The 10,818-nt window shown below is 71.0% G+C and carries 13 protein-coding genes; 2 read left to right on the plus strand and 11 right to left on the minus strand.

The genetic code is table 11. The annotated features are described in order from the left end of the window. Window positions 1–58 precede the first annotated feature (58 nt). The 9 genes from pufA to ACT6XY_RS09270 form a co-directional block, all read right to left on the minus strand. A complete protein-coding gene (pufA, locus tag ACT6XY_RS09230) occupies window positions 59–277 on the minus strand; it encodes a light-harvesting antenna LH1, alpha subunit (RefSeq protein ID WP_444748041.1) in 219 nt (72 codons plus the stop codon). Window positions 278–291: 14 nt separating this feature from the next. Next, window positions 292–504: a light-harvesting antenna LH1, beta subunit gene (pufB, locus tag ACT6XY_RS09235; RefSeq protein WP_444748042.1), complete on the minus strand. Its 213-nt coding sequence runs from the start codon at window positions 502–504 to the stop codon at window positions 292–294. Between the two features lie 120 nt (window positions 505–624). Then, on the minus strand, window positions 625–852 hold the full coding sequence (locus tag ACT6XY_RS09240; RefSeq protein WP_444748043.1) for a hypothetical protein: 228 nt from the start codon (window positions 850–852) through the stop codon (window positions 625–627). Window positions 853–945: 93 nt separating this feature from the next. Continuing rightward, on the minus strand, window positions 946–2,391 hold the full coding sequence (bchZ, locus tag ACT6XY_RS09245; protein WP_444748044.1) for a chlorophyllide a reductase subunit Z: 1,446 nt from the start codon (window positions 2,389–2,391) through the stop codon (window positions 946–948). After that, window positions 2,391–3,929 (minus strand): chlorophyllide a reductase subunit Y, encoded by a 1,539-nt coding sequence (gene bchY / locus ACT6XY_RS09250; RefSeq protein ID WP_444748045.1) that lies wholly within the window; start codon window positions 3,927–3,929, stop codon window positions 2,391–2,393. Before bchY ends, bchZ begins: the two co-directional genes overlap by 1 nt. A 4-nt stretch (window positions 3,930–3,933) precedes the next feature. Then, complete coding sequence (locus ACT6XY_RS09255; RefSeq protein ID WP_444748053.1) at window positions 3,934–4,881, minus strand: chlorophyllide a reductase iron protein subunit X; 948 nt, start codon at window positions 4,879–4,881, stop codon at window positions 3,934–3,936. Window positions 4,882–4,937: 56 nt separating this feature from the next. After that, entirely contained in the window at window positions 4,938–5,873 is a 936-nt protein-coding gene (gene bchC, locus ACT6XY_RS09260; protein WP_444748046.1) for a chlorophyll synthesis pathway protein BchC, read from the minus strand. Window positions 5,874–5,953: 80 nt separating this feature from the next. After that, window positions 5,954–7,099 carry a methyltransferase gene (locus ACT6XY_RS09265; RefSeq protein WP_444748047.1) on the minus strand — a complete coding sequence of 382 codons (1,146 nt, stop codon included), beginning with the start codon at window positions 7,097–7,099 and terminating at the stop codon, window positions 5,954–5,956. Between the two features lie 2 nt (window positions 7,100–7,101). Then, window positions 7,102–7,971, minus strand: coding sequence for a polyprenyl synthetase family protein (locus ACT6XY_RS09270; protein ID WP_444748048.1), 870 nt, complete (start codon window positions 7,969–7,971; stop codon window positions 7,102–7,104). 99 nt (window positions 7,972–8,070) lie between these two features. Here ACT6XY_RS09270 and crtD point away from each other — a divergent pair, with 99 nt between their 5' ends. Both crtD and ACT6XY_RS09280 read left to right on the plus strand, forming a co-directional pair. Continuing rightward, complete coding sequence (crtD, locus tag ACT6XY_RS09275; protein WP_444748049.1) at window positions 8,071–9,591, plus strand: 1-hydroxycarotenoid 3,4-desaturase CrtD; 1,521 nt, start codon at window positions 8,071–8,073, stop codon at window positions 9,589–9,591. Window positions 9,592–9,746: 155 nt separating this feature from the next. Then, window positions 9,747–10,460 (plus strand): hydratase, encoded by a 714-nt coding sequence (locus ACT6XY_RS09280; RefSeq protein ID WP_444748050.1) that lies wholly within the window; start codon window positions 9,747–9,749, stop codon window positions 10,458–10,460. Here the strand turns inward: ACT6XY_RS09280 and ACT6XY_RS09285 are convergent. Both ACT6XY_RS09285 and ACT6XY_RS09290 read right to left on the minus strand, forming a co-directional pair. Further along, window positions 10,457–10,606 carry a hypothetical protein gene (locus tag ACT6XY_RS09285; protein ID WP_444748051.1) on the minus strand — a complete coding sequence of 50 codons (150 nt, stop codon included), beginning with the start codon at window positions 10,604–10,606 and terminating at the stop codon, window positions 10,457–10,459. The two genes, ACT6XY_RS09280 and ACT6XY_RS09285, sit on opposite strands and share 4 nt — an antisense overlap. A 10-nt stretch (window positions 10,607–10,616) precedes the next feature. Then, window positions 10,617–10,818 (minus strand): hypothetical protein (locus ACT6XY_RS09290; RefSeq protein WP_444748052.1); only part of this gene is annotated, 202 nt, incomplete at its 5' end.

A 10,818-nucleotide genomic window follows, 5' to 3' on the forward strand; every position in this document is an offset into this window, starting at 1 on the left:
GAGGTGACCGGGGTCACCGGCTGCCCATGCGGGCGTCGGTGGCCCCGGGTCTTTCGCGTCAGCTGCCGGTGATCGTGACGGTCAGGCCGGCGACGGTGGTCGTCGGCACGGAGATCACGTCTGCACGCGGCGCGGGGCGGGCGCGCGGTCCCTCGATCCAGTTGAAGCGATCGGTGCTGAGCAGGATGAAGTGAATCAGCAGAGCGAGCGCGAACAGGAAGGTGAACAGCGCGACGAGGACCCGCCGTGGATCGAAGATGAGCCAGATTTTCCACATGAGTTCGTCCTCCGTCAGCCGATGAGCGTCTGGACCGCGACCGTCGCGCCGTCGATCATCGACTGCGCGTAGCCACGGGGTCCCGGGAGCCACGGACGCCACTGCCACGCCAGGAAATGGGCGATGATCGCGACGACGGTGAATCCAGCAAAACCCTGGATGAAGTACCTGTGGAACTCCTGAGCCTCCTCTTCGGTGAGGCCCGAGAGGGTCTCTTTGTCAGCCATGATGGACTACTCCTCGTTTCGGCCTTTGCGGCCGTCGCCGTGCCTTCCGGCACGGCAAGGTTGACGCCGGCGCCGGAGCGTCGGCGGCTTCTCGCCCGGTTGCCCGGGCGATCCGGACCGTCAGCCCATGAAGGCGAACGGAATGGCTGAGGCCGCGGCCGCACGGGCCTCGGCGAAGACGGAGCCGCCAGCCTCTCCGCCCGACGGGGCAGAGCGGTCGCGCAGCAGTCGCGCGGCGCAGGTGGCGACGAGGAAGAAGGGGAAGGACAGGACCATCAGCAGCCGGAACTCGATCCGGTCCGTCCGGCGCGACCGGGGATGGGCGTGGTGGCGAATGACATCGGTCATGATCGTCTCTCCTGACGGGGCGGCGCTGAGCCGCCCTTCTGCCTTCGGCTGCACTGGTTCCGGGGCCGCCAGGGCGGCCGCCGCTGCGTCGTTTCAGGCCGGTGGACGGCCGAGATTTCCGGCTGCCCGGGTCACCGAATCCGGCTTCACCTCGCCGTTGCCGGCGCTGCGCGCATCGCGCTCGGCGACGTCGCGCAGGCGCTTGGCGGCGGAGATCCGGACGAGAACGGGATGGGACTCCACCACCGCGTCGAGCAGGGCCTTGGCCTCCTCGCTCCACGGCAGCTCGTCCTCGATGCGCGAGGGGGTCGCCTCGATCTGGTCGAGATCCGTGCCCAGCGGCAGGATGTGGAAGAGCGCGTCGAACAGCGCGTTGCAGACCTCCTGCAGGAGGTAGGTCGCGCCCGCGTAGCCCATGAAGGGCGTGCCGGTGTGGCGGCGGATGATCGCCCCGGGGAACGAGGCCGGGACATAGACCGCCCGCGCCCCGATCTCGGCGAGGTACATGCGCTCGTTGTAGCTGCCGAACAGGATCAGGGGGGTCTTGTCGCGGATGGCCTGGCGGACCGCCTGGTTGTCCGGTTTGACGCCTGCCTTGCGCGAGAAGGCGAAGGCGCAGGGCAGGCCGAGTTCCTCGCCGAGGAAATGGGTGAGGCCCCGCGCATAGGTGTCGGTGGCGACGACGCCGAAGCTGGCGGTGCCGAAGAAGTCCTGGGTCACCGAACGCCACAGGTCCCACAGCGGCTTGATGGTCGTGTGCTTCTCGCGCTCGATGAAGGGCTGCGGGTCGACGCCGGTCAGTTCGCCGAGCTTCGTGAGGAAGCGCGTGGTCGAATGCAGGCCGATCGGCGCCTGGAGATAGGGCCGCTCGAGCTGTTCGCAGAGCAGCCGGCCGAACTCGCGATAGAGGCAGATGTTGACGTCGGCATCGGCCAGCTTCGCGATGTCGGCGAGGTGGCTGCCGAGCGGGAACACCATGTTCACCTCGCAGCCGATGCCCTCCACCAGGCGGCGGATCTCGGTGGTGTCCGAGGGCATGTTGAAGGTGCCGTAGGCCGGGCCGATGATGTTGACGCGGGGCTTCGATCCCGCCTCGCGCTTGCGCGCCGGCACCTTGCGCGGGCCGAACTCGGTCCACAGCCAGTTCAGCGCCCGGTCGGCGCTCTGCCACTGGTCCTCGTCGATGGTGCGCGGCAGGAAGCGCTTGATGTTGGTGCCTTCCGGCGTCACGCCGCCGCCGATCATCTCGGCAATCGACCCCGTCACCACCACCGCCGGCAGGTCCGGATCGAGCGAGCGATAGGCGCGGCGCATCGCCTCCTCGGTGCCCTTCTGGCCGAGTTCCTCCTCGGCGAGGCCCGTGACGACGATGGGCAGCTCGTGCGGCGGCAGCGCATCCGTGTAATGGAGCACCGAGGTCACCGGCAGGTTCTCGCAGCCCACAGGTCCGTCGATCACGACCTGCATGCCCTTCACTGCGGTGAAGACATAGACGGCGCCCCAGTAGCCGCCGGCTCGGTCGTGGTCGAGGACGAGCATCAGATCATCTCCTCGGACTTGCGCTTCTTGGCGAGGGCTTCGGCCTGCCGGCGGAAGCGGGCGCGGAATTCCGGCCGCGGCGCGGGGGTCTCGCCCCAGATGCCGGCAGCGTCGCCCGTGCCCACGCCGTCGAAGAAGGCGGACATCCGGTCGAAGCGGGCCTTGTTGCCGAGCGCCGCATTGACCACGGTGGCGAGCGAGCCGGCTCCGGCGATGCCGAAGAGCGGGCGCGCGGAGATGAGATTGGTGAAGTAGAGGGCCGGAATGCGCCGCTCCTTCGCCTTCTGCACCACCGGGGTCGTGCCGATGGCGAGGTCGGGTTCGAAGGCGTCGAGCGCGGCGAGATCCTGCTCCAGCGAGGCGCGGTACTGCACCTCGACGCCGCGTGCGGCGAGCCAGGCGCGGTCCGGCTCCGACCAGGACGTCCGGGGGCAGGCCGTGCCGACATATTTGAGGTCGGCACCGCTCTCCACCAGCAGGCGCGCCACCAGGAGCTCCGAACCCTCGTAGCCCGACAGGGTGATGCGGCCGCGGATGGGATTGCGCTCGAGCGCCGCCGTGATCAGCGGCAGGAAGCGGTTCTGCGCCTCGCCGATCCTGGCAGCATCCACGCCGGCGGCACGCCCGATGGCTGTGAGCCAGTCGGCGGTGCCGTCGCGGCCGACGGGTCCGGAGGCGACCACGGGCCGTCCGGCCGCCTCGAACTCGCGGATCGAGGCCGTGTAGAAGGGATGGACGGCGGCGACCGCCACGCAGTCGAGGGCGCCGTAGAGCTCGCGCCATTCGCGCGTCGGCACCACCGGTCCCGCGGCGAGGCCGAGCGGCTCGAGCAGCGCGCCGATGCCGATGGGATCGGCCGGGAACATCTCGCCGAGCAGGGCGATGGTCGGGCGCGGCGCCCTGGCGACGCGCGGCGCCTGGACGGGGCCTTTTTCCGCCTCGGTGCGGGCATAGCGCAGCATGGCGCCGGCCAGCACGTCCTTGGCCTCGGCATGGGTCGGCACGCCGAAGCCCGGCACGTCGATGCCGATGATGCGCACGCCGTTGATCGCCTTCGGCAGCAGCTTCAGCGGCACGCCCGAGGCCGTGGGAACGCAGAGGTTGATGATGACGATCGTGTCGTAGAGCTGCGGATCGGCGAGGTCGTGGACCGCGTCGCGGATGTCCTCGAACAGCTTGCCGGTAACGAGCGATTCCGAGTTGAACGGCACGTAGCCGACCGTCCGCCGGGCCCCGTAGAAGTGGGAGGTGAAGGTGAGGCCGTAGACGCAGCAGGCCGAGCCCGAGAGCACCGTCGCCGTTCGCCGCATCCTGAGGCCGACCCTCAGCGAGCCGAAGGCCGGGCACATGCTCTGCGGCTGGTCGTGCGGACCCTTGGGATAATCGGCCGCGTACTGGTCGAGCGTCTCGCTCTTTCCGGCCGCGCGGGCAGCCTTGTCCATCTCGTCGCGGCCGGCATGGCAGCCCGTGCCGCCGGCCGAAGCCGGCGGGCTCGTCGCGGCCCCACCCGATGCCAGCTTGTCGATGAGCGTGACCATGGCCTCAGACCGTCTCGTAGATCACTTCGAGCGAGGTGCGCTCGACGAGCACGCCGCCGCGCAGATCCGCCTGACTCGCCGGTTGCAGCACCACGCCGCGGCCGACCGCGTCGCCCTTGAACAGGCCGAGGAGGCCATCCTGCGAGAGCGGCTTCGGGCGCACCGGCGGCGCAGCGCCGACGTTCAGCGCCAGGGCCTCGAACAGCGGGGCCCACTGGCTGTCGGGATGGCCGACGATCTCGTAGTTGGCGCTCTTGCGCCGGAGGTCGTCGTCCTGGGGAATGGCGGCGAGGATCGGGATGCCCGCTTCGGCCGCGAAGGCCGAGGCCTCACCCGTGCCGTCGTCCTTGTTGATGACCATGCCGGCGACACCGACATTGCCGCCGAGCTTGCGGAAATACTCCACCGCCGAGCAGACGTTGTTCGCCACGTAGAGCGACTGCAGGTCGTTGGAGCCGACGACGATGACCTTCTGGCACATGTCCCGGGCGATCGGCAGGCCGAAGCCGCCGCAGACCACGTCGCCGAGGAAGTCGAGCAGCACGTAGTCGAAGTCCCACTCGTGGAAGCCGAGCTTCTCGAGGAGTTCGAAGCCGTGGATGATGCCGCGTCCGCCGCAGCCGCGCCCGACCTCCGGGCCGCCGAGCTCCATGGCGAAGACGCCGTCCCGCTTGAAGCAGACGTCCTCGATCCTGACCTCCTCGCCGGCCAGCTTCTTGCGCGACGAGGTCTCGATGATGGTGGGGCAGGCACGCCCGCCGAAGAGAAGCGAGGTCGTGTCGCTCTTCGGGTCGCAGCCGATCAGCAGTACCCGCTGGCCCTGCTGGGCCATCATGTAGGAGAGGTTGGCGAGGGTGAAGCTCTTGCCGATGCCGCCCTTGCCGTAGATCGCGATGATCTGCGTGTTGCGCGTGCCGGGGGCCGCGGCGGTTGCTTCCGCGTCCTGGATCATGGCGCCGAGGCCGGGGCCGAAGCTGTCGCGCGAGGCGACAGCGGAGACGAGCGAGGTCATGCGGGGGCCCTCCATGTGATCAATGCCTTGACGCAGTCCGGGTCTTCGAAGGCCGTGCGATAGGCCTCGTTGGCCGCCTGCGGCGGGAAACGGTGGGTGATGAGCCCGTCGAGGGAGAGAAGCCCCCCCGCCACCAGGGCGCGTGCCCTGGCGAGGTCGGCCTCGCGGAACTCGGCCGCGATGCGGATCGAGGCTTCCCGCATGAAGGCGGGAGGAAAGGCGAAGGAGAGCGGCTTCTCGTAGAAGCCGGCGAGCACGATCTCACCGCTGCGGCCGAGCCTGGCGACCAGCGTGTCGAGAAGGCCGGCGTCGCCGCTGGCATCGGTGATCGCCTGGTAGTCGCAGCGGGGATCCGTGGCGGGGTCGATGACCGGATAGTCGAAGGCGCCGCTGCGCCGCTCCCGCCGGGTTTCCCAGACCACCGGAGGCGGTCCGCCGTCGGTCATGGCGATGCGGGCGATCAGCCGGCCGAGAACGCCATGGCCGACGATGAGGTCGGGCCGCCGTCCCACTGCGAGTGCCCGGCATGCCGTGGCGGCGAGGGCGAAGAGGACGGCCGTCTCGCCGAGGGCCGCGTCGACGGCGAGAGCCTTTTCTGCGGGGACGATCAGCCGGTGGGCCGCGCCGCCGAACAGGCCGCGCACGTCCTTGAAGCCGCGCGAGCCCGGCACGAAAACCTGCTCGCCGATGCGGTGCGTGGCCAGGGCGCCGGCGCCGCTGATGCGGCCGACGGTCTCGTAGCCGGGAACGAGGGGATAGCCGAGGCCGGGGAACGGGGGCATCCGCCCCGACCAGAGCAGGCGCTCGGTGCCGCTGCTGATGCCGGACCACAGAACGTCCACGATGACATCGGTGTCGGTCAGCGAAACAAGATCGACGTGATCGAGGTCCAGATGATGCGGCTCGCGCAGGATGACTGCCAGCGTCTTCACGTCGACCTCCAGGGTCGCTGCTCACCTCGGGGGGGAACGACTGTCACTTTAGAATGACGTTTTAAAGTGTCAAATTCTTTTTACGTCTTTCCAGGCTTACGTGCGGTGACGAGCCCTGCGAACAGCGGACGACGGGTCGCGCGCCGCCTCACGTCGCTGAAGCCGGCATCGTGGAGCATGGCCTCGAGGGCCTCCGGAGACCGTGCTTCGCCGCTGCCCATCGCCATGAGATAGAAGCCGAAATAGGCGTCGGCCATCGGCGCCACCTCCGCCGACTGGGCCATGGGCTCGGCGATCATTAGCGTGCCCCCGGGGGGCAGCGCCCGATGAATCCGCGCGAGCAGAAGGCGGACGAGCTCGTCGTCATGGTCGTGCACGACCCGGACGAGCGTGATCAGGTCGGCGCCCTCCGGGAGGTCGTCGGTCCGGAAACTGCCGGGATGAATGGTCAGGGAATCGGGCCGGCCGGGTTTGGTCGCGGCGAGGGCCGCCACCGCCGGCAGGTCGAACAGCATCAGCCGGGCGTCCGGCGCACGTCGGTGGACGGCCGCGAGGAAGGTGCCGTCCCCGCCGCCGACGTCGAGGATGACGCGATGCCGGGAGACCGGATAGGCGTCGAGGATGTCCTCGGCGACGAGGGACTGCGACGAGGCCATCAGCGCGGTGTAGGCGGCGGCGTCGGCGGTCGCCGCCGGATCGGCGGCCTCGCCATAGGCCCAGAACCGGCTGAGCTGCGCGGGAGCCGATTCGCCGCGCAGCAGGGCGACGGGATCGGCGAGGTCGCGATAGAGCATGGCGTGATGGTCGATCATCGCGAGGGCGCCGGGATTGCCGCGCAGGGCGGCGCCCCGCATGCCGAGGCCGACGCGCGCGCCCCGCCATTCGACCAGATCGAGCGCGGCGGCAGCCCTGATCAGTCTCAGGCCGGCGTCGGGCGCAAGGCCCATCTGCCGCGCCAGGGCGTCGGGCGTCAGCGGGCCGGCGGCGAGGTGGTCGAGCAGGCGCAGCCTGACGCAGGCGAACAAGACCTGGGAATAGACGAAGCCCGCGCAGAGATCGAACAGGGCGGCGGCCTGCCGGCGGGCCACGGGCCGGGTCGGCGGGAAGGCGGCGGCGAAGCGCTGGAAGCGGGGATCGCCCACCAGGCGGTTGCGCAGGTCGCGCCAGCGATCGCGCCAGCGGACGGTCCAGGCCTCCCGCCGGTCACGCTCGTCGGGCGCGAGCACCGTCACGCTGCACGGCGGACCAGCCCCGCCGGCAGGAAGCGCTTCGTCTCGAGCAGGATGGCCGCGCGCAGCTGCGCCTGCCCGGGGCAGGGCGGCACCGCGGCGATGGCCTCGACGATCGTCCGCTCGAGAAGGGCGATGGCCCCGTCGAGCCCGAGCTGGCGCGCCGCATTGGGCCGGCCGAGCGCAACGTCGCGGCCGCAGGGCTTGCCGATCTCCTCCGGCGAGGCGGCGACGTCGCTGATGTCGTCGGCCACCTGGTAGGCTTCGCCCAGCCTCTCGCCGAGATCACGCCACTGCAGCGGCTCGGCTCCTGCGGCGAGGGCGCCCGCGGCGGTGGCGCCTGCAAAGAGGGAAGCGGTCTTGGCGCGGTGATAGGCCGCGATGGCGACGGTGGCCTCACTCTCCCAGGCCTGGCCGGCGCAGATGCCGCCGGGGGCACCCACCGCCTGGCCCGCCAGCCGGATCAGGCCGCCGAGCTTCAGCGGATCGGCCAGGACCCCACGCGCCAGCGTCTCGAAGGCGAGGACGATGAGGGCATCGCCAGCGAGGACGGCGACGGGCTCGCCGAAGGCCTTGTGGACCGAGGCCTTGCCGCGCCGCTCGTCGGCATTGTCGAAGCAGGGCAGATCGTCGTGGATCAGGGAGGCGCAGTGGAGGAACTCGATGGCAGCGGCCGCGGCGTCTGCCGCGTCCGGATCGCCGCCACCGCAGGCTTCCGACACGGCGACCACCAGGCGGGGCCTGATCCTATGACCGGCGGGAAAGACCGCGTAGCGCAGCGCGGCTGCGAGCTTCGGCGGGCAGTCTGTTCCCTCGGCCTTGGCGAGGGCGACGTCGAGGGCCTTTTCGATCCGCATGCCGAGATCCATGGCGCGCTCCCAATGTCAAATAAGGTTGACACATTTGACTGTCATGTAAACTGTAACTGACAGGCTTTGGTGTCAACGCCAATTTCGCGAGGAGTTCGGGTGAGGACGGAACCGGTCGTCATCGTCGGCGCGGGGATCGGCGGTCTGGTGGCCGCGCTCGAGCTCGCCCATCGCGGGATCGCCGTGACGGTTCTCGAGGCGGCGGCGGAGCCGGGTGGGAAGATGCGCCGGGTCGACACCGCGGCGGGTCCGCTGGACGCCGGCCCCACGGTCTTCACTTTGCGGGGCATCTTCGACGGGCTCTTCGACGCGGTGGGGGAGAGTTTGAACGAGCAGGTGACGCTCACCCGTCTCGACATCCTCGCTCGCCACGCCTGGCGCGAGGGCGAGGTCCTCGACCTCCACGCTGATGCGGCCCGCAGCGCCGAAGCGATCGGCGCCTTCGCGGGCGCCGCCGCCGCCGACGGCTTCCGCCGCTTTGCCGCGGACTCCCGGCGCATCTTCGGCCTTCTCGATGCGTCCTTCATGCAGGCGCCGCGTCCCAGCCTCGTCGGTCTCGCGGCGGGGCTCGGCCTGTCCGGCCTCGCGATCCGGCCCTTCGAGACCCTCTGGCAGGCGCTCGGCGGCTATTTCGACGATCCCCGCCTGCGCCAGCTCTTCGGTCGCTACGCCACCTATTGCGGCTCCTCGCCCTTCCAGGCCCCCGCCACGCTCATGCTCGTCGCCCATGCCGAACAGGCCGGGGTCTGGACCATCCGGGGTGGCATGCAGCAGCTCGCCCGGGTGGTGGAGAGGCTCGCTGCGGCGCGCGGCGCGCGGTTCCGCTACGGGGCCGCCGTCGAGTCCATCCTGATGGCCGGCGGGGAGGCCGCCGGCGTGAGGCTCGTCGGCGGTGAGGAGATCGCGGCCGACGTCGTCGTCTGGAACGGCGACGCCGGGGCGCTCCGCCGTGGTCTCGCGGGTTCTGCCGCCACGCGCGCCGTGCCACCCGCCGATCCTGGAGCGCGTTCGCTCTCCGCCGTCACCTGGGGCCTTGCGGCGACTGCGACCGGCTTTCCGCTCACCCACCACACCGTCTTCTTCTCGGCCGACTACCGCGCCGAGTTCGATGCGATCATGGCCGAGGGGCGCCTTCCGGACGCGCCGACCGTCTATCTCTGTGCCCAGGACCGGGCGGAGGGCGAGGCCCCCCCGATCGGTCCAGAGCGCATCCTCTGCCTGGTGAATGCACCTCCCGCTGCCGAGACCGGCCGACCGGACGACGAGGAGATCGCGCGATGCGAAGCCGCCATGATGGAGCGCCTGCGCCGCTCGGGTCTCACACTCGACACGGCGAGCCGGACGGTGACGGGACCGCGGGACTTCGGCCGGCTGTTCCCGGGCACGGGGGGCGCGCTCTATGGCCTGGCGACGCACGGGGCGATGGCCTCCTTCCGCCGGCCGGGGTCGCGCACGGCGATCCCGCGTCTGGTGCTGGCGGGGGGGAGCGTCCATCCGGGGCCGGGGGTGCCGATGGCGGCGATCTCCGGTCGCCTCGCAGCGCGCACCGTGATGGAGGACCTGACTTCGCGGCGCGTGTCGGGCCGGACGGCTATGCGTGGTGGTATGTCGACGCGCTGAGCGACGACGGGCGGTACGGGCTGGTCGTCATCGCCTTCATCGGGAGCGTCTTCTCCCCATATTATGCGTGGCGCCGGCGTTCCGGCCCGGCCGCGCCGGAGAACTTCTGCGCCGTCAACGTCGCGCTCTACGGGCCGGGCGTGAGCCGGTGGGCGATGACCGAGCGGGACGCGGGCGCGCTCGCGCGCACGCGCGACAACATCGCCGTCGGTCCCAGCAGCCTCGCCTGGGAGAACGGCGTCCTCACCATCACCCTCGACGAGGTCGCCGTGCCCTGGCCGCGACGCGTCAGGGGAAAGATCGTCCTCCACGCCGGGCCGCAGCCGAACCGCGGCTTTGCCCTCGACGCCGCCGGCCGCCACCGCTGGCAGCCCATTTCGCCCTTCGCGCGGGTCGAGGCGCGCTTTTCGGCCCCCGATATCGCCTGGTCCGGCCACGGATATTGCGACACCAACGACGGCGACCGGCCGCTGGCCGACGACTTCCTCTTCTGGGACTGGGCGCGCGAGAACGGCGGCGCCCGCACGCGCCTCCTCTACGACGCCGTGCGCCGCGACGGCGGCACCACGGCCCTCGCTCTGGCCCTTGATCGGGACGGGCGCCTCCGGGACATCGATGCGCCTCCGCTCGCCGCCCTGCCGCGCGGGCTCTGGGGCGTCGGCGGGCGGGCGCGGAGCGACCCCGGCCGGCCGCCGCGCCTCCTCCGGCGGCTGGAGGACGCGCCCTTCTACAGGCGGTCCGTCGTCGCGACGGCCTGGGACGGCGCGCCCGCGACCCTCGTCCACGAAAGCCTGTCGCTGACCCGCTTCACCCATCCCGTCGTGCAGGCCATGCTGCCCTTCCGCATGCCGCGACGGGGGAGGGGCTAGCCCTCGGGGGGCTTCTCCTCCGCCTTCTTCCGCGCGGCGCGTTCCCGCGCCAGCCTGTTCAGCGACCGGAGCTGGTAGGCGCAGAAGCCGAGCACGAGGACGGCGGTCAGCACGAATTCGGCGACGAAGAGCGACGTGCTGCTCATCGCGCGCGCCTCACGCCGGCAGGCCGGCGCGGCCGGCGGACGTGGTCCTTACGCACCGGCGCCGCACCTCGCGCACCGGCCGCGGGGCGGGTGGGCTGCGGCCGAGCTTGTCGAACATGTCGAGCACGCGGGCCATCTTGGCGTCGAGGTCGAGCGGCGAGACCGGCAGCGGCAGGCGTCCCGCCGGCCCTCCGGCCGGTGCAACGGCGTCG

Source organism: Phreatobacter sp. (genome assembly GCF_052440005.1).
Lineage (GTDB): Bacteria > Pseudomonadota > Alphaproteobacteria > Rhizobiales > Phreatobacteraceae > Phreatobacter.

Bases quoted from the DNA above. Each gene is read 5' to 3' on its own strand.
- bchZ (WP_444748044.1), bottom strand. From the start codon at position 2,391: ATGCTCGTCCTCGACCACGACCGAGCCGGCGGCTACTGGGGCGCCGTC.
- pufA (WP_444748041.1), bottom strand. From the start codon at position 277: ATGTGGAAAATCTGGCTCATCTTCGATCCACGGCGGGTCCTCGTCGCG.
- pufB (WP_444748042.1), bottom strand. From the start codon at position 504: ATGGCTGACAAAGAGACCCTCTCGGGCCTCACCGAAGAGGAGGCTCAG.
- ACT6XY_RS09255 (WP_444748053.1), bottom strand. From the start codon at position 4,881: ATGATCCAGGACGCGGAAGCAACCGCCGCGGCCCCCGGCACGCGCAAC.
- ACT6XY_RS09240 (WP_444748043.1), bottom strand. From the start codon at position 852: ATGACCGATGTCATTCGCCACCACGCCCATCCCCGGTCGCGCCGGACG.
- ACT6XY_RS09285 (WP_444748051.1), bottom strand. From the start codon at position 10,606: ATGAGCAGCACGTCGCTCTTCGTCGCCGAATTCGTGCTGACCGCCGTC.
- bchY (WP_444748045.1), bottom strand. From the start codon at position 3,929: ATGGTCACGCTCATCGACAAGCTGGCATCGGGTGGGGCCGCGACGAGC.
- ACT6XY_RS09270 (WP_444748048.1), bottom strand. From the start codon at position 7,971: ATGGATCTCGGCATGCGGATCGAAAAGGCCCTCGACGTCGCCCTCGCC.
- ACT6XY_RS09280 (WP_444748050.1), top strand. From the start codon at position 9,747: ATGACCGAGCGGGACGCGGGCGCGCTCGCGCGCACGCGCGACAACATC.